Source organism: Xylanibacter brevis ATCC 19188 (genome assembly GCF_000621725.1).
Classification (GTDB): Bacteria; Bacteroidota; Bacteroidia; order Bacteroidales; family Bacteroidaceae; genus Prevotella; species Prevotella brevis.
Window position 1 is genome coordinate 118,110 of record NZ_JHXM01000002.1, and the last position, 17,751, is coordinate 135,860.

General features: G+C 49.1%; 15 protein-coding genes. 1 reads left to right on the plus strand and 14 read right to left on the minus strand.

The features are described from left to right. Window positions 1–225 precede the first annotated feature (225 nt). The 11 genes from T433_RS0101375 to hemE form a co-directional block, all read right to left on the minus strand. Window positions 226–1,869: a RagB/SusD family nutrient uptake outer membrane protein gene (locus T433_RS0101375; RefSeq protein WP_027454560.1), complete on the minus strand. Its 1,644-nt coding sequence runs from the start codon at window positions 1,867–1,869 to the stop codon at window positions 226–228. A 70-nt stretch (window positions 1,870–1,939) separates the two neighbouring features. Further along, a complete protein-coding gene (locus tag T433_RS14315) occupies window positions 1,940–5,005 on the minus strand; it encodes a SusC/RagA family TonB-linked outer membrane protein (protein ID WP_081778304.1) in 3,066 nt (1,021 codons plus the stop codon). A gap of 131 nt (window positions 5,006–5,136) precedes the next feature. Beyond that, window positions 5,137–6,414, minus strand: coding sequence for an L-cysteine desulfidase family protein (locus T433_RS0101385; RefSeq protein WP_027454561.1), 1,278 nt, complete (start codon window positions 6,412–6,414; stop codon window positions 5,137–5,139). Then, window positions 6,411–7,556 carry a Na+/H+ antiporter NhaC family protein gene (locus T433_RS14320; RefSeq protein WP_162164154.1) on the minus strand — a complete coding sequence of 382 codons (1,146 nt, stop codon included), beginning with the start codon at window positions 7,554–7,556 and terminating at the stop codon, window positions 6,411–6,413. The genes T433_RS0101385 and T433_RS14320 overlap by 4 nt, the downstream gene beginning before the upstream one ends. Before the next feature lie 240 nt (window positions 7,557–7,796). After that, window positions 7,797–8,264 (minus strand): hypothetical protein, encoded by a 468-nt coding sequence (locus tag T433_RS0101395; RefSeq protein ID WP_155808259.1) that lies wholly within the window; start codon window positions 8,262–8,264, stop codon window positions 7,797–7,799. Between the two features lie 320 nt (window positions 8,265–8,584). Continuing rightward, on the minus strand, window positions 8,585–8,842 hold the full coding sequence (locus T433_RS0101400) for a hypothetical protein (RefSeq protein ID WP_044108989.1): 258 nt from the start codon (window positions 8,840–8,842) through the stop codon (window positions 8,585–8,587). Then, window positions 8,839–10,119 carry a glutamate-1-semialdehyde 2,1-aminomutase gene (hemL, locus tag T433_RS0101405; RefSeq protein WP_044108990.1) on the minus strand — a complete coding sequence of 427 codons (1,281 nt, stop codon included), beginning with the start codon at window positions 10,117–10,119 and terminating at the stop codon, window positions 8,839–8,841. The genes T433_RS0101400 and hemL overlap by 4 nt, the downstream gene beginning before the upstream one ends. Beyond that, the gene (gene hemB, locus T433_RS0101410) at window positions 10,110–11,081 is read right to left on the minus strand and encodes a porphobilinogen synthase (RefSeq protein WP_027449123.1); all 972 of its coding nucleotides are present in this window, start codon (window positions 11,079–11,081) and stop codon (window positions 10,110–10,112) included. Before hemB ends, hemL begins: the two co-directional genes overlap by 10 nt. An 8-nt stretch (window positions 11,082–11,089) precedes the next feature. Continuing rightward, a complete protein-coding gene (locus tag T433_RS0101415) occupies window positions 11,090–11,680 on the minus strand; it encodes a uroporphyrinogen-III synthase (protein WP_027454564.1) in 591 nt (196 codons plus the stop codon). Continuing rightward, window positions 11,677–13,203, minus strand: coding sequence for a glutamyl-tRNA reductase (gene hemA, locus T433_RS0101420; RefSeq protein ID WP_027454565.1), 1,527 nt, complete (start codon window positions 13,201–13,203; stop codon window positions 11,677–11,679). Before hemA ends, T433_RS0101415 begins: the two co-directional genes overlap by 4 nt. Continuing rightward, window positions 13,200–14,219, minus strand: a complete 1,020-nt coding sequence (gene hemE, locus T433_RS0101425) for a uroporphyrinogen decarboxylase (RefSeq protein WP_044108991.1) — start codon at window positions 14,217–14,219, stop codon at window positions 13,200–13,202. Before hemE ends, hemA begins: the two co-directional genes overlap by 4 nt. Before the next feature lie 183 nt (window positions 14,220–14,402). On the opposite strand from hemE, the gene T433_RS0101430 reads away from it, so the two are divergent. Beyond that, the gene (locus tag T433_RS0101430) at window positions 14,403–15,200 is read left to right on the plus strand and encodes a tRNA threonylcarbamoyladenosine dehydratase (RefSeq protein WP_027454567.1); all 798 of its coding nucleotides are present in this window, start codon (window positions 14,403–14,405) and stop codon (window positions 15,198–15,200) included. A 23-nt stretch (window positions 15,201–15,223) separates the two neighbouring features. On the opposite strand, the gene T433_RS0101435 is transcribed toward T433_RS0101430, so the two are convergent. The 3 genes from T433_RS0101435 to T433_RS15740 form a co-directional block, all read right to left on the minus strand. Further along, complete coding sequence (locus T433_RS0101435; protein ID WP_027454568.1) at window positions 15,224–15,784, minus strand: very short patch repair endonuclease; 561 nt, start codon at window positions 15,782–15,784, stop codon at window positions 15,224–15,226. A 9-nt stretch (window positions 15,785–15,793) separates the two neighbouring features. Next, on the minus strand, window positions 15,794–16,084 hold the full coding sequence (locus tag T433_RS0101440; protein WP_027454569.1) for a helix-turn-helix domain-containing protein: 291 nt from the start codon (window positions 16,082–16,084) through the stop codon (window positions 15,794–15,796). Between the two features lie 192 nt (window positions 16,085–16,276). Beyond that, window positions 16,277–17,746, minus strand: a complete 1,470-nt coding sequence (locus tag T433_RS15740; protein WP_052356934.1) for a PD-(D/E)XK motif protein — start codon at window positions 17,744–17,746, stop codon at window positions 16,277–16,279. Between the last annotated feature and the right edge of the window lie 5 nt (window positions 17,747–17,751).

Genomic DNA, 17,751 nt, shown 5'->3' on the forward strand with positions numbered 1-17,751 from the left:
GACCAAAAATATTCTTTCTATGGGATGCCTGCGCCTGTTCAGACCCCCATCCCCCTAACTTAGGGGGCTTTTGACGATGCAAAGGTACTAGGCTTTTTCTTTACCCACAATCCCATGTTCAAGGCATTCGAATACCATATAAAAGGTATAAACTATAGATTGAGGGGAACCGACTGCCTGTTGCAGTCCATTCCCCTCTCTTGGTTATATGATATTAGGAATTAATTAATAGCCCGGGTTCTGAGCAATGCCCAGGTCCTCACCGCTGAGACCTGTTGGGATAGGCTGACGGTAGTGACGGCCACGGATGTTGTTGTATTTGGCACGCAGGTGGTTGTGCACCTTGGTGAAGTAGGCCTCCTGGTCGGCATTGTAGGTGTTGCCAAGTGCGGTCTTCCAGTTGTCGGCAAAGTGCTTATAGCTGGCCACCTTCTTGACGCTGCTAATCAGGTCCTTCCAACGATAAGAGTTGAATACCGAGAACTGCTCGTAGGTAAACTCATAGTCCCATTCACGTTTGATCTGTTCGAAGGTGGGAGCGCTGACCTCTGCGATGCCTGCACGGCGACGCAACTGGTTGAAAGGCTCTGCAGCTTCGCTGTTGCGACCCAACTGTACGAGTGCTTCAGCCTTGATGAGCAGTACCTCTGCATAGCGAATCTCAATACGGTCCACGCTGTTCTTGGTGATCTCCAGATTCTCGGCGTCCTCGTAGCTCTGATCAACACCCTTACCGTTGATGGGCGTATATACGGGTGAGTAGTAATGGTAGATCTTTTGATCTTCAGGGTTTTTGACTTCAATGAGGTAGGTCTCTGCCAGTCGCTTGTCGTTGGGCTGCTCGCGCTTCCAGTCGTCGTAGAGGTTGTCGTCGGCCACCTCGGTGTGGTTCTGTGTGTAACCATTGCCGTTCTCACCATTCTGGAAGGGGAATGTCCACGAGCAGTGAGTCTGGTGATTGCCCTGAGCATCAACCTTGTCGCCATCGTGAGCAATGGTGAACAGATGCTCGTTGGTGCCGCGCTTGTTGCTCTCGTAGTCACGACCATAGAGTTTGCTGAAGTCGGGGTCGAGTGCCAGCAGACCGCTGTTGATCACTTTGTTTGCATATTCCACAGCCTTCTCCAAACGACTGTCTGTCTTTGTGAACTGAGGGTCTGTCTGGCCGGCAGCAATGGCTTGCACCTCTGCAGCAGAGAGTGGGTTGTCGCCCCATACCAGGTAAGTACGAGCCAGCAGTGCCTGAGCTGCTTGTTTTGACGGTGTGCGTGGGTCGCCGTCGTAGTCTTTCAACAGTGACTCTGCATCGGTTAAGTCTTTAACCACCTGTGCCAGCACGTTGTCTATGCTCTGTCGTTCAGTTGTAGAGCCGCCATTCTCTGTGAATACGGGCACTTCTCCCCACAATTGGGCCAACTTTAGATAGGCCAAAGCACGCAGAAACTTAGCTTTACCAACTGCAGCGTTGTAGCCTGCTTGTGTGACTTTTCCGGCTTCCACCGAATTGTTGATTGTCGTGATGGCCTCATTGGCCTGAGCAATGCCGAGCAGCAGGTGGTTGAAAATCTTAACTTGATACCACGTGGTGGGCTCCTGTTCGAAACGGCTGTTGACCGGACCAGCTTCACTTTCCTCACCTTCGAAAGAAATGAGCTTGTTTGAGTTCAGTTCAATGATGAATGAGAACGACGATGACAGGGGCTGCCAGTGACTGTAAACACCATTGACGAGCGAGAGGGCTGAGGCGTCATCGGCTACGACATTCTCATCGGTTACCTGATTGTCACTGTCATTGCTAGAGCATGACACAAAACCAAGTGAAAGGGTTGTTGCCAAAGCGGCACTGAGTAGGATTCTTGCTTTCTTCATACTGAAATCTCCTTTTTACCTTTAGTTAATACAATAATGTTTATTTCCTCTTTTTATGTTAGTTGAATGATTACAATGAGATGTTCACGCCAAACACGAAGCTACGCGATGAAGGATAGACACCGCTGTCGGTGCCACTGGCCACCTCGGGGTCGTAGCCCTTATAGGATGTAAGGGTGAAGAGGTTTGATGCCGTTGCATAGAGGCGAAGACTTTCAACTTTCCATTTAGCACTGTCCACTTTAAGATTGTAGCCAATGGTCAGGTTTCTGAGTTTCAAATAGCTGGCATTCTGTACGTAGCGACTGTCTATGTAGCCAATGGGCCGGGCATTAGAAGCCAGGGGTAGCGTGTTGCCACCGCGCGCAGGGGTCCACGAGTCCTTGACGGTGCTGAGCACGTTGTACGAGTCGTTGGTCAGTTCCAGTCGGCGGCCTAGCGCATTGTACACCTCGTTGCCATAGCTTCCGGCAAATGAAGCAGAGAGGTCAAGGTGGCGCCATGACAACTGTGTCGAGAAGCCATAGACAACGTCTGGTTGTATGCTGCCCAGAATCTGTCGGTCGTTGCCGTCAATGTGACCATTGTCGTCGGTGTCCACGAACTTCAGGTCGCCTGGCTTAGGCGTCTGTCCGTTGACGGTGGGCAGCTTGCTTACGTCCTCATCGCTTTGCACGATGCCTGCAAACCGCAGTCCGTAGAACGAGCCCAGTGCTTCGCCGCGTCTTAGAATCTGCTGGTTGTCTGAACCTTGTATCACGTTGTTAGTAGTGCCCATGTTGGTGATCTCGTTGTGGTTGTAGGCTACGTTGGCCGATGCTGTCCAGCGCAGTCCCTTGCGCTGCAGCAGTGTTGCGTTGACAGCCAGCTCTACACCCTTATTCTCCACGTTTCCCACGTTCTGCAGTTGGGTGGTGACACCCGAAGAGAAGCCCATTGGAACCACCAGCAGCAGGTCGCTGGTCTTCTTGTAGTAGGCATCAAACACCACGCTCACACGGTCGTTCCACAACCCCAGGTCTATGCCGAAGTTGTAAGATGCCGTCGTTTCCCACTTCAGTTTGTCGTTGGCCGTGTTCTGCTTGGCGTAGCTACTGCTGCCGCCATACGAGCCAGTGGCGTAACTGGTGGTAAAGGCATAGTCGCTGATTTCCTGATTGCCAACAAGGCCACCGGTCAGTCTCACCTTTAGGTAGTCGATACCGTGAATACCCTGCAGAAATTTCTCCCTGTCAACATTCCACGACAGTCCCAATGAAGGGAAGTAGCCCCAACGGTGGTCTGCAGCAAAACGACTGCTGTTGTCGGCACGGAAGGTTGCGGTGGCATTGTAGCGGTCGGCCAGCGTATAGTTGGCGCGAGCAATAAAGCTGTTCAGCCGAGCTTCACTGATGCCCGTCTTGGGCGTGTAGATTTCGGCACCGTCACCCAGGTTGTGCTGCTTCAGACTCTCATTGGTGAAGTGGTTCGTGCGGATGGCGCTGTGTGTCGATGTCTGTGTCTGACGTGTATAGCCGCCAAGTATGTCAAGGTGATGACTGTCCAGGTCCAAGTCGTAGGTAGCTGTATATTCCTGTTGCCATACATCTGTCTGTCTGTTGCCCGTACCACCAATGCCCTGCGTGGCCAGTCCCAGCGAGGTATAGGCCCCCGAGAAGTAGTTCTGTGTCAGTTTCTCGCTGTTCAGTCCCAGAGAAGCCTTAAGGGTGAGGTGGCCGACGTGGAATGTGGTCCATACGTTGCTCAAAAGGTAGTTGTTAATATTCTCGGCCACACTCTCCTTAAGGTCATAGACAGGGTTGGCGGCATGATCGCCAATGGCAAAGTAGGCATATTCATAAGGGTTGCCGAAGTTATACGAGCCATCGGCATTGTACACGCTTACCACTGGTGGCATCAGCAGTGCATAGACAAAGCTGTTGGTGATGCCTGCCGAGAAGGGCGATGAATTAAACACCTTTGCCTCGGCGGTGGTCAGTCCTTGTTGTTTAGAACGCCCGTAGGTGGCATTGACGCCAAAACGCCAATCCTTCTGCAATTCCCATTCCACGTTGGTGTGGAAGTTATAGCGCTCAAAGCCGGAATTCAGAATAATTCCTTCCTGGTCGGTATAGTTGGCAGAGAAGGCGTAGCGGTTCTTCTCTGTACCGCCGTTGATGCTCAGCTCGTGGGTTTGCTGCAATGCCGTACGTGTCACGGCATCCTGCCAGTCGGTTCCTGTGCCCAACGCAACAATCTCAGCATCGCTGTAACCGCCTTTGTTGCTGTAATAGTCTTTCTGATACTGTGCCCATTCGCTGGCATTCAGTAGGTCCAGCTTTTTGGCTATATTGCTCACGCCTACCGAGTAGTTATAGTTCACGCGAGCCTTTCCTTCACCAGGCCTTCCTTTTTTGGTGGTGATGAGAATCACGCCGTTGGCGCCACGCGAGCCATAGATGGCGGTGGCAGAGATGTCTTTCAGCACCTCTATCGATTCGATGTCATTGGGGTTGATGGTAGCCAGTGGGTTCAGTGAACCCTCTATGGCACCAATACCTGTGCTGTTGTTGGCTGCATCTTTAAAATAGATGAAGCCATCGACCACGTAAAGTGGCTCATTGCTGGCATTTACCGAGTTGCCGCCACGAATACGTATATGACTGTCGGCACCCGGCTGTCCGCTGCTGGCAGTCACGTTCAGACCTGCCACCTGTCCGCCAAGGGCTACGTCAAGGGTAGGTGCAGTGACCTTTTCAAAGATGTCGGCCTTCAACTTAGTCACGCTGCCAGTCAGTTGTGTGCGCTTCTGAGTGCCATAACCCACCACAACGACCTCGTTCAGCTTGTGATCTTCCTCTTTCAGAGCCACTACGAGATTCTTGTCACTACCTTTCACGCTGATGACTTGCTGTTCATAACCGATGTAACTGATTTTTAACTCAGATGGAAAAGTTGTCACATCAATGCTGAAATGCCCTTCGGCATCGGTGATAACCCCCACATGATTGCGGGCATCGTATATCGTTGCACCAATAATAGCTTCTCCCGTCTCGGCGTCGGCCACCTTTCCTATAATAGGGGCAGCCAACGCCGCACAGTGAGAAACAATGGCAAAAGATAGTATTGCTAATCGTGTTGTCTGAAAACTCTTCATACCTTATCCTTTTTTATATTTATCCGTTTAATACTTTCGACGGTGCAAAGGTACGGCGGTTTCCGTGCTCCCACAATCCCACGTGTACGGCATTCGCATACCGAGAGTATGGTATTTCGATGAAAAAATGACTATTTCTGACGCATCACATCTACAATAACACCCTCTGTTTGGACCATTCCAGGCGATGCAATCAGTCCTATATGGCGCATCGTTTGTTCTGCCGACGGGCCATTGATGCCGTGCTGTCGCTCAATAGCAATACCGCAGAGGGCTAGGTTGACCGACTGGTAGGCGGCATCTACCGCCACGATACCTTTCATCGCACAGCCATGGTTACCACCATCACAAATCATCCCCGTGATACTCGAAGCCATATTCTGTATGACCAATGTCAAGGTCTTATGTGTTCCACCCTTCAGATAAGCCAATCCGCAAGCCATTCCAGTACCTGCCGCGATAGCACATCCACAGAAAGCAGAGAGTTTTCCTGAATATTCCTTAATATACATACAGACAAGATAGCTGAGGGCCGTGGCACGCAGCAACTGTTCCTCACCATAGTCATTCACCCGACACGAAGCATAAAGAGGAAGCGTGGCAATGATGCCATGGGCACCACTACCCGTGATGCTCATTGCAGGTTTTGACAAGCCGAGAACACGCGCCTCGATAGCGCCATTACAAAGCAGAGAAGCAGTCTTCTGTTCGTCAGCAGAGATTACCTGCCGGTGGTTTTGTGAATACAGGTAATCTGTAATGGTGGCCTTACTGCTTTGGAGTGCTTCCTGAAAAAGGGCGAGATTCAAATCATAAGCATGTCTAATAAAAGTTATCTCGTCAATAGGAACCCTGTTTACATAGTTCAGCAGTTGTCGTAGAGTATAGCGGTGAATCAGAGGCGTGTCGGCTGCTGCCCTTTTCCCGTTGTTCTTTTTCTTTGCAGCTTTAAGAACAACCTTTCCATTCTGCACAATCTCTGTGATATTAATATGGGTGTCCTCTATCGTAACACTTGCATCGCCCTTATCAGTTGTGACGACAGCATGGATGTAAATACGACTGGATACATCGCCCATCGTCACTTGTATCCGACCTTCACTGACTATCTTCCTTGCCTGACGGTTGTGGATAGGTTTTACGCCGTCAAGACATTCCAGTTTCTTGTCGGCAACAGCTGCTACATAACCTAAAGCAGCAGCATGAGCAATGCCCACCTCATTACTATTAGGAATGCCGCAGGTGAAGGCATTCTTATACATGCCACTGTTGAGCGTGAGACGGATGCTCCTTAAATTCCCCTTGACATACCCCTTTGCCGAGGCTACAGCAAAAGCGATGGCTCCAGGTTCAGTGACGCCCAAAGCTGGACGCATATCGTCAAGAATCAATTTCGTTAATGTATTCATTTTCTATGGTGATGACGGATAATACATGTTATGAAACAACATACCAACAAGAACCAGGGATAGACGGTTGTGAAGAACATGTCGGTTGCTTCCAGTTCAACAGTCGCTCCTAAAGCTTCAACCCCCTTCATCAAAAGGAGCAGGCACCCACCATAAGGGAGCACAAAGGGGAACGTGCAGATAACGGTGGCAAGAATTGTGGTGCGACGAAAAGGGTGGATTCCCTGCCGTTGTCCTATATCATTTACAAAGGGGGCAACGCAGATATTGGCAATGGTGTTGACGGCTGCAATCAGGATACCAGCAATGGCCACCAGGGAAAAGAGGGTAATCTCTGTTCGCTGTTGCGAATGAGTCGTATAACCATTCAGCAGTGATATCAACTGCTTCATCGCACCACTTTGAATGATAAGACCTGAAAGCGACACCACAACCATGAGTAGCAGACAGATATTGGCCATGCTTCCTATACCTTCAACTATCGCCCCACTAACATGTCCATCTTCAATATGAACAAGATTGCCGAGAGTGAGAAGGTGTAATCCCAGTCCGATGGCCACTGCCACCACGATAGCCACAAAGAGCGACACAAAAATATTCACCTTACGTAAAGCCAGTATCATCACAACCAGGATTGGAAATAGCAGGAAAAGACCCTTATAGTCATCCGAACCGGAAGAGATGTCTGTCTGCAATGTCTCCGTCCTCCATAATCCCACAAAAGAAAAGAATAGCAGCGTTAGGACGACAGCCCATAAAACAACGGACAGACGATGGCGTATACTTTCACCTACGTCTGCCACCCTGCCATCATCATATTGTTGAGTAGAGGCAGCTATCACAGCGGTATCAGAAACTGGCGAGATACTATCTCCTAAGGCGGCCCCAGAGAGGATGGCTCCACCCAGAAGAGCCGCATCTCCTCCAACAGCGATGCCTGCAGGAAATAACGTCAGACTCATCGCACTGATCGTGCCAAAGCCTGACCCCGTAGATATGGCGAACAAGCCAGAGAATAGGAAAGTAACAATAATGAATGCCGTGCCTCCACAATCCAGAGTGATTGCCGCCCACACCAAGCCCTCCACAAGATGTCCCTCCTTCAGGATGTTTCCATAGACACCTACTATAAGCCAAAGCAACGAAGCGGTAACAGCCGTTCGACTGCCGAAAAAAGTAAATACTGTTGCCCAGTACTGTTGTCTATCAGTGGATAATAAAGAGCCTCCAATGACAGCTACGAGACCTACGACTATGAGAAGATTGATATCTACAAACTCAAAAAACGACAGTCCAATAACTGTCGTTACAAAAAATGCAAAGGGTAGAACCGATGCACCTGACGAAATACCAGCAGAAGAATGCTGTTCGATAGTATTCATTTATTTGCGGATGCCTTCAAAGTGAATCGTACCTACCATCGAGCCAGCATGCTTGAATGTGTAGTCTAGTATCAGACGATTATCTTGATACTTGCCGTTAAGGTCGCCTGCTACCGTATAAACGCCATTCATACTGCCATAGTCTTTTATCGAGAATGTGATTACATTATCAGTCAACGTAGCAGGTATTTTATATATGATAGCACCAGGAAAGGCACCTTTTCCAACATAGAACGTGGGCTGTCTTAAGGTTAATGTTCCGTCCTCATTTACTGTGATTTTTGCTGTCTCAGTGCCCTGTGGTGTTACGTCCTGACTAAATTCTTCACCCTTCTCATTAATGGAAACCAATGTTCCAGTAGCCTCTCCGATAAAGTCACCGGCAAGGGAATTAAGCGTTAGGGGCGCACTTTCATCGTCACTGCTGCAGGCTGTAAATGCCACAGCCATCATCATCATCCAAATCAATCCTTTTACTGCTTTCATAATTCTTACCTTTTTTAAAGTCCCCTAAGTTAGGGAATTAGGGGTCTGAACAGACGAGAACCAGACCAAAAATATTCTTTCTATGGGATGCCTGCGCCTGTTCAGACCCCCATCCCCCTAACTTAGGGGGCTTTTGACAATGCAAAGGTACGGTGCTTTCAGCATTCCTACAATCCCATGTGTGCGGCATTCGCATACCCTGTGTGTGGTATTTGACTGCAGATGGGCAAAAAAAATGCTGCTTATCCGGTTTGATTGGTCGGATAAGCAGCATAAATACTATTGTGCAAAAAGGTGAAGAACTATGCCTTTGTTCTTCTTAGTTTGCCTTTCAGACGTTTATAGCCCTCGACGCCAAGAATGGTGAGACCACCATATTGGCAGGTCTTGGCCAGTCCGAAGAGCACTGTCCACAGGATGCCTTTGGCCGTTACGCTGATGGGCAACAACATCTGGGCGAAGGATAGGATATAGAATGGTATGCAGCACAGGAGCACGATGACACCTGTTCTGAACGACAAGGACTGCAACCACTGTTTTATTTTCTGGATAGTCTTCATTCGATACTTTCGGCAATGCTTTGTAATACGTAGTCAAGAATCTCGGGCGTGTGAGTCTCAGAGATGAAGTTGCCCTCAAACTGCGACGGACTCACATAGATACCGCGACTCAGCATGTTGCGGAAGTAGCGGGCAAAGCGCTCCTGATTGCTGCACTTGGTATCCTGGAAATTGTTGACAGGCTGATCGTTGAAGAACATGGTGAACATGGAGCCACAGCGATTCAACTGGATGCCCTTGCCTGCAATGATCTGCTCCAGTTTGGCAATGAAGGCATCGCTCTTAGCCTCGAGCTCGGCATAGAAACCAGGGCGCGACAACTGTGTGAGTGTCTCGATACCTGCTGCCATGGCAACAGGGTTGCCACTCAGTGTGCCAGCCTGATAGACAGGTCCTTCGGGGGCCAGCACCTTCATGATGTCCTCGCGACCACCAAAGGCAGCAGCAGGGAATCCACCACCCACGATCTTACCAACGGTGGTCATGTCGGGCTTGATGCCGAAACGCTCCTGGGCACCACCACGCGACAGGCGGAAACCGGTGATCACCTCGTCGAAGATGAGGATGGCGCCATGCTGTTCGGTCACTTGGCGTGCTGTCTTCAGGAAGTCTTCTGTAGGCACCACCACACCCATATTGCAAGCCACAGGCTCCAGGATGAGCGCTGCCACCTGATCGCCATGCTTGGCAAAGAACTGCTTCAGGGCATCGACGTCGTTATAGGGCAGTACAGCCGTATATTTCACAAAACCTTCGGGCACACCGGCCGACGAGGCGTTAGAGATATTGGCTACACCCGAACCTGCTGATACCAGCAAGTGATCGGCATGACCATGATAGTTGCCCTCAAACTTCACCAGGATGTCACGGCCCGTAAAGCCACGAGCCACACGGATGGCCGACATGGTGGCCTCGGTGCCACTGTTCACAAAGCGCAGGCGCTCCATCGAGGGAATAGCCTCGCGCACCTTTTCTGCCAGTGTGGTCTCTGCCAGTGTGGGAATGCCGTAGCTGCTACCACGACCCACTGCGTCAATGGCTGCCTGACTCACGCGCTCGTTGTTGTGACCCAGGATGAACACACCCCACGACATGCAGAAGTCGATAATCTTGTTATCGTCGATGTCGGTGAAGTATGCACCTTTAGCCTCCTTCACAAAGAGGGGCGTGGTGCCCACACTCTTCAGGGCTCTCACCGGACTGTTCACACCGCCGGGAATCACCTTCTGCGCCTGTTCAAAGGCTGCAGCTGATAACTTACGTTCGTTTATGCCCATCGCTGCATGTACTCTTTAGCGTAATACGAAATGATATACTGTGCACCGGCGCGCTTGATGGCGATGAGGCTCTCGAAGACCACGCGCTGTTCGTCGAGATAACCCAACTTGGCAGCTGCTTTCAGCATAGAGTATTCACCGCTCACCTGATAGGCTACCATGGGCACCTGTGGGAAGCGCTCCACACCGCGGGCTATCATGTCAAGATAGGGCATAGCGGGCTTCACCATGGTCCAGTCGGCTCCCTCCTCGATGTCAGCAGCGATCTCCTCCAGACCCTGGTCGTGGGTGCGATAGTCCATCTGGTAGGTCTTGCGGTCGCCAAAGGCAGGAGCTGAATCAGCTGCGTCGCGGAAAGGACCATAGAAGGCCGAAGCATACTTGGCAGAGTAGGCCAGAATCTTACACTTGTCGCGCAGACCAGCCTCGCGCAGACGCTTGTCGAGGGCCTCAATCTGTCCGTCCATCATGGCTGAAGGAGCCACGAAGTCGGCACCGGCCTTGGCGTGAACGTATGCCATCTCGGCCAGCAGGGGCAGGGTAGAGTCGTTCTCCACGTCGTGGTCGTGCAGCAGTCCGCAGTGTCCATGACTGGTGTATTCGCACAGGCAGACGTCGGTGATCACGCATACCTCGGGCTGGGCAGCCTTGATTGCCTTCACAGCACGGCATACCAGTGCATCTTCAGCGTAGGCCAGCGTGCCACGCTCGTCTTTCTGACTATCCTCGATGACACCAAAGAGCAGCACCTTGTCGATGCCCAGTGCATAGCACTCTTTCACATCTTCTACCAGTGTGTCGATAGAAAAACGATAGATGCCGGGCATGGTACTGATTTCGTCCTTAACGCCCTCACCTTCTACTACGAAGTAAGGATAGATAAAGTCCTTGACGTTCACGGCAACATCGGCATACTTGTCGCGTGTGGCCTGATCCTTGCGGAATTCTCTGAATCGTTTCATAATTGTTGTTATTTTATTCTTTTTTGTAAGTGTTGTTCGGTTATGGGGCCTCTGGTCTCTAGCTGCTTGTCTGTGGGAATGAAACCATACAAGCGTATGAAGTTGTCGATGGTAGAGGGTGATGTAAACACAATGCGCTCCACCTCGCTGAGATTGACTTTCTCTGCATGCTCGGGCATGCGGTTCACGTAGGCCGTCACGCATTCCACCTCGAAACCTAGCTCTCGGAGACCTTCGGGAATAATGGGCAGCGCCAGGTTGGATCGTGGTATCAGCACGCGTCCACAGGGCTGATGGCGAAACCATTCGATGACACCGTATGAATTGTCTTCCTCCACTTCGCTCATCGCTTCTATCCCTGATTGCTGCAGGGCTGCGGTCGTCGTGCTGCCGATAGAGACGATCTGCCGCGCTTGGGCAAAAAGCTTCCCTACGTATTTGGCGGCATATCTTGATGTGAAAAGCACATAGTCGTAGTTGCTGATGTTGTCAGCAGCACGCTGCAGGGCAGAACGGTCGTCCACTGGTACTATCTCAATCAGTGGCGTGTGGATAAAATCCTTGTTTGGCGAGGTCAACCCTGTGAAGAGTGTTTTCATAAGATACTCTCTTTTGCAAAAATGGTTTTCAGATCGTCACGTCCTTTGAGTGCCGTGATGGCCAGGCGACCCTGCATGGGGTGGGTGGAGAATGGAAGCACTTCTGTTATCTCATCTTCCATGCCCAGTCGCTTCAGTGCACAAGTGGCCACGATGGCGGCATCCACTTTTCCGCTGCGTACCTGTTCTACGCGGTCTTCTATGCAGCCGCGGATGCTGACAATCTTTAAGTCGGGTCGCAGTTGCAGCAGTTCTGCTCGGCGCAGCGGAGAACTGGTTCCTACAGAGCTTCCTTCTGGCAGGTCGGCCAACGAGATGTGGTCGCGGCTCACCAGCGAGTCGGTTTTGTCGAAGGCTTCGTAGAGCGCAATCACCTCTAGGTCTGGATGCAGGCTCTCTGGCAGGTCCTTGGCCGAGTGAATGGCTATGTCTGCTTTGCCGGTCAGCAGGGCAGTGTCGAGCTCGCGCGTGAACATGTCATCGGGCGCCTCGCCGTTCAGCAGTGATATCTTTTGATGTTTATCGCCATAAGACTGGCGGGTGATGAGTCTGTAAGGAGTATCGGGAAAACGACCGAACACCTCTTTCACCTGTATCTGCGACAGTTTGCTGCTGCGAGCGGTCACGCGAATGGCTTTCTTATAACGTTTGCGGCGCTCCAGTGTCTCACGGAGTTCTGCGATAGCTTCTTCTATGATTTGTTCTGCTTTCTGCACCTCGTCTTGACGGATGGAGATATTCTCTTTTACTTTCAACTCTACGTCGTGTAGGTTGTAGAGCTTCACGTTCTCCATCTGTGCCACGGCGGGGTCGATGTCACGAGGGAAAGCTAGGTCAATGGCCAACAGCGAGCGTCCTGGCGTCAGATCATCGGGATGGATAATGGCATCGGGCGCTGAGGTGGCACTGATCAGGATGTCGGTGTCCTTCAGGAAATTATGTTTATCTTCCAAACGGAAGATGTCTATACCGAAAGGTTCGGCCATGCGTCGTGCTTTCTCTTCGGTGCGGTTGGCCAGGAACACCAGCTTCGCTTTCTTGTTTTGCAGAAATTTGATGATCTCCTCGGTCAGCTTGTTGACACCGACGATGGTGATGCGTGCATCTTGCAGGTTGATTTGTTCCTGTTCGATAATCTCAATGGCTGCCAGAGAATGGCTGACAGCACCTTGACTGATCTGTGTTTCGGTGCGTACGCGTTTTCCTACCTGCAGGGCTGTCTCGAAAAGCTTGTGTAGTTCGGTGGGCAACTTCTGTGTCTGCTTGGCCAGAGTGTAGGCCTCTTTTACTTGTCCTTGTACGGCTCGCTCGCCTATGATTGCCGACTCCAATCCGCTGACCACTCTGAATAGATGGCGCGCCACCTCATCAGGAACCTCGCCACTGCCATGGTATAGTTCCATGCGGTTACAAGTCTGAAGAAATACAGACGGCGTGTCGCTTTCGTGTTTGACCTGTCTGAAGTATTCTTCTCTGTCTGCCAGTGATGTGTGTTGGTGATTGATGGATTCGTATTTTATCATTTCCAATTTGTGTTTTTAATCCAATCTACAAAAAAATGAACGTTCTCAATGGGGGTATCGGCCAATACGCCATGGCCCAGATTAATGATCCAGCGGGGATGCTTTCTGAAGAAGGGCTTGTAGGACTCCAGTGTGCGTGCAATGTCGTCTTGCGATGCAAAGAGCAGGTGAGGGTCGAAGTTGCCTTGAAGTCCCACCTCGGGATGAACCATCTCGCGTGCCTCAGTGAGTGATGTCTGCCAGTCGATGCTCACGAAGTCGCAAACGTCGGGCGTGATGTGTCTGAGTCCGCATCCCAATCCTTTCGGGAAGAATATCAGGGGGATGCCCATTGAACGCACGGCATCGGTGATGCGGCAAACGGCGGGCAGGAAGAGCTCGTTGTAGAGTTCTATGGGTACCAAGCCTGAATGACTCTCAAACAGTTGGAACGCATCTATGCCGTGCATGATCTGCTTCTGGGCATAATCGATGGTCAACTCGGTGATGGCGTTGATGAGTTGTTGGGTCTCTTCACGACGCTCGTAAAAGAATAATTTCGCATCGGGGAAGGTTGACTTGGTGCTGATGCCTTGCAGCATGTAGCAGAGAATGGTGAGCGGCGCACCGCTGAATCCGATGAGAGGCACCTCACTTTGTTCCACCACGTGGTCGATGGCCTGATAGACATAGTCCAGCTTCTCGGGCTTGATGTCCAACTGGCGGAGTGGATGTTGTTGTGCTGCTAGCGGATTGTTGAATCGTGGACCATGGTCGGTCCAGTCTATCTCCATTCCCATAGCCATGGGTATGGTCAAAATGTCGCTAAACAGAATGGCTGCATCGACGCCCAAGTCTTGTACTGGCAGCAGTGTCACTTTAGCAGCTAGTTCTGGGGTGGTTATCAGTTCGGAAAAGGTGTGGTGCTTTCGCATCTCTTGGTAGTTGGGAAGCACGCGACCAGCCTGTCGCATCATCCATACTGGTGGACGATGACACTCTTTGCCGAGCAGTGTTTTCAGAAAAATACTATCCATGTAGTGTTTGTAATATCATTCCAATAGTTTTGCGGCTGCAAAGTTACTACTTCCGTCCGTCTTGTGCAATCCTCATTTATATGGATTTTTGTATTTTCCCCTATGCTCATTTTCCTTAATTAATGTTTATATGAAGTCCATTTGACAGAAAATCAGTACCTTTGCACCCAAAATTTGAAAATGATGGCATTAGATAGTGCAATATTTCGTAGGAGTGAGTTGCTGCTAGGTAATGAGGCGATGGACCGCATTGCCCAAAAGCGTGTGATTATCTTTGGTGTGGGCGGCGTTGGCTCGTGGTGTGCCGAGAGCCTGGTGCGCAGTGGCATCCGCCAACTGACTATTGTTGACTCCGATCGCGTGTGTATCACCAACATCAATCGTCAGCTGATGGCCACCACCAAGACCGTTGGACAGGTGAAGGTGGATGCTCTGAAGGAGCGCTTGCTCAGTATCAATCCGAAGGCAGAGATTACCGCACTACAGAAAATTTTCTCGGAAGAAACTGCCGACAGTTTCCAGTTGGACACCTATGATTATATTATTGATGCTATCGATTCGTTGAAAGACAAGGCCTACTTGATACTATTGGCATGTCGCACGCAGGCAAAGCTGTTTTCCTCCATGGGTGCTGCCTTGAAACTGGACCCCACGCGTATCAAGGTGACAGAGTTCTGGAAGGTGCAGGGCGACCCCTTGGCACGTGCGTTGAGAAAAAAGTTCAAGAGTCAGAAGACATTCCCCAAACGCAAGTTCCAGTGCGTCTATAGCGACGAGCTGCTAGAGAATCGTGGTCAGAACGCCACCTGTGGCACAGAGCAGTGTATGTGCCCCAAAGCAAAAAATGGTCCAGGCGACCAGAGTCTCCTGAACCATGAGTGGTGTTCTTCGAAAGCCCAGATTAACGGAACCTTAGCTCATATCACAGCCATCTTCGGCTTTATGTTGGCTGGTCTCGTCATTCAGGATGCAGCAAAATAGTTAAGTTCCAGATAGCGGGTATACTATATTTCCTCCGCAGCTATTGGCATAGGCATACTTTCTTCTGTCAACTCATGATAAGAAATACCTTTTGCACCATGATCTTGCAACCAGATATGGTTCAGGGTGAAAGCTATAGAGTCCAATGTCTGCTCTCTCTTTTTGGGCTTCAGTTCACACTCCCATACCGTGATGCAATGCCAGCCCATCTCAGCCAACTTGCGTTGTTCCTCCTTGTCACGCTCTTTGTTCCTGCGAATCTTCGCCACCCAGAACTCCCTGTTCGTCTTCGGAATCTTGCAGCACTCCGAACTCTCTAAATCCATTCTCTCCTCGCCTTTTGGAGAGGGGACGGGGGTGAGGTTGCACTTGTGTCCATGCCAGAAACAACCGTTCACAAAGATACACGTACGGTATTTCCTCAGCACCAAGTCTGGATGCCCTGGCAAACGCTTGTGGTTCAGCCTGTATCGGAATCCACGCATCCACAACCCTTTGCGCACAATCATCTCCGGCTTTGTATCCTTCGACCGGATAGCAGCCATGTTAGCTGATCGCCGTTGTTGTGGAGTGAGTTTGTCCATGAGGCAATTTTAGGCGTAGGCGGGTTCTTTCTCATGATCAGCCACCTTTACAACATCTGCATTTAAAGCTGCGGATATCTTGCAAATAGTAGCCATCGTCAAGTTGTGAGTTCCCGAAAGCCATCTACTCACTTCTGTCTCGGTCTTACCCATTAAGCGAGCAAAATCCTTCTGCGACATACCTTTTTCCTCAAGGATATCGTAGATGCGGTTTGCAATAGCAACAGACAGTTCCATCTGTAATTTCATCTCTGGAGAGATTGTATTGCGAATCTCATCCATGATTTTGTTAGTCTTCATAAGACTTCTTTTCTTTATTCTGCTGCTGCAAAAATAAACATAAAAGTTGATTATGCCAAATATTTTAGCTACATAATCAACTTTTATGCTTATTTATGTTGTTTTTATTGCATAACATCAGCCCTATTCCGCCAGACTTCTTCCATCTCACATAAGCCTTCTAACAAGACAGAGGCCAGTTCCTTACTGTCATTACAATACACATTTAAGAATGCCTATAGTATACGGGTGCATATCTTCACAGAGTTCTATAGGCTCGTAATCAGGATTAAGAGGTAGTAATATAATTCTTTCATGCTCCCAACCATCATCCGTTTTTGCCCTCTCACTATGATATTTCTTAATGGTATAATTTGAACCGGCGTCAATTTTATCTTCAGCGTATATTAGCACAATATCACCTTCTCGTGTACCACCTCGCTTATTATACCATTCGAAAACGCAAAGATCGCCATCCATTATCTTTGGATTCATCGAATCGCCTTTTGCATATACAACAAAGAACTTATCCTTATCAGGAGTGAACCCCCGGCCAGAAACATCGACCCAACCTTCTATTTCAGGTTCGTCTCCATCCGAGGCATCATTTCTTGTTAATACTCCACATGCAGCACGCATTGAGTATAGTGGAATGCAATTTGGGGTGTATTCTGGATATATGTCCGTATGGTTTTCTTCGGGTTCTTCTGTATTTATAGATGTAACATGGCAATTATTTCCCAATTCGCTTGATATAGTCCCATCACTATTCATGATAAAGTTCATGGATGTATATTTAATGCCTTCTAAATCTATAGTATATAAAATCTTTATTATGTTTTGGGGGAACACATCATTTTTGAAAGATTTCTCAACTATTTTAGGGAAGTTATCATCTACAACGAACCTTCGAACTTCAAGTATTGTGTATTTAATATTTCTCGTACTTCTTCCTCTGACAAATCCTTTTTCATTTAATTGAGATTCTATCAGATTTCGATCATATCCATGTTTCTCCAAACTATTAACAACATCATTTATTGAGAAACCAGAAAGGGAACATTCAAGGCGGAAGAAAAACAGCTGCAATTTGTTTTTACTTTCTAATTGGAAACGGCTTGAAATTGTTATGTGAGACTCCGATTTCTTTGTCGTTGACTTTACTTCAAAACTTTGGCTATCAGACTCTATATCATGTGTTCCTGCCTCTGATGCAGACCATCGAGTGGATTTATCTTGCTGATACAAATAATCCAAGGCTATCAACTCTGCCAAAACATCATAACTAGCTTTTTTGCTTTTACGGTCACCAAGCAATTCTGTCCATTTATTCCACCAAGAAATTGGATCAGTAAGTATTGTTTTTCTGTTTTCGCCATTATTGCCTGGGGTAACAAAACTATAACTTAGTTCTGCAAATTGATTTCGATATTCCTCGTCAAGGCACGTAAGCAACAAAAATTTTTTCTCGCCTGACTCTTTTAAAAGCGTTTGAGTACTATATATCACTTCATTAGCAGTCTCATTTATGACCTTCTCATCATCATATTCAATCGCCAGGCCAAACACGCCACTATTTCGATAAGTATATGCAGCATACTCATCAGGAAGAGTAGTTATTCTTCTTAGACCATCTAATCCTGCTGCAAAATGAGTCTTAAGTTCTTTTATTAATTCTTCCATATCTT

Bases quoted from the DNA above. Each gene is read 5' to 3' on its own strand.
- hemL (WP_044108990.1), bottom strand. From the start codon at position 10,119: ATGGGCATAAACGAACGTAAGTTATCAGCTGCAGCCTTTGAACAGGCG.
- hemA (WP_027454565.1), bottom strand. From the start codon at position 13,203: ATGATAAAATACGAATCCATCAATCACCAACACACATCACTGGCAGAC.
- T433_RS0101430 (WP_027454567.1), top strand. From the start codon at position 14,403: ATGGCATTAGATAGTGCAATATTTCGTAGGAGTGAGTTGCTGCTAGGT.
- T433_RS0101400 (WP_044108989.1), bottom strand. From the start codon at position 8,842: ATGAAGACTATCCAGAAAATAAAACAGTGGTTGCAGTCCTTGTCGTTC.
- T433_RS0101385 (WP_027454561.1), bottom strand. From the start codon at position 6,414: ATGAATACATTAACGAAATTGATTCTTGACGATATGCGTCCAGCTTTG.
- T433_RS0101440 (WP_027454569.1), bottom strand. From the start codon at position 16,084: ATGAAGACTAACAAAATCATGGATGAGATTCGCAATACAATCTCTCCA.
- T433_RS14315 (WP_081778304.1), bottom strand. From the start codon at position 5,005: ATGAAGAGTTTTCAGACAACACGATTAGCAATACTATCTTTTGCCATT.
- T433_RS0101415 (WP_027454564.1), bottom strand. From the start codon at position 11,680: ATGAAAACACTCTTCACAGGGTTGACCTCGCCAAACAAGGATTTTATC.
- T433_RS0101375 (WP_027454560.1), bottom strand. From the start codon at position 1,869: ATGAAGAAAGCAAGAATCCTACTCAGTGCCGCTTTGGCAACAACCCTT.
- hemB (WP_027449123.1), bottom strand. From the start codon at position 11,081: ATGAAACGATTCAGAGAATTCCGCAAGGATCAGGCCACACGCGACAAG.
- T433_RS0101435 (WP_027454568.1), bottom strand. From the start codon at position 15,784: ATGGACAAACTCACTCCACAACAACGGCGATCAGCTAACATGGCTGCT.
- hemE (WP_044108991.1), bottom strand. From the start codon at position 14,219: ATGGATAGTATTTTTCTGAAAACACTGCTCGGCAAAGAGTGTCATCGT.
- T433_RS15740 (WP_052356934.1), bottom strand. From the start codon at position 17,746: ATGGAAGAATTAATAAAAGAACTTAAGACTCATTTTGCAGCAGGATTA.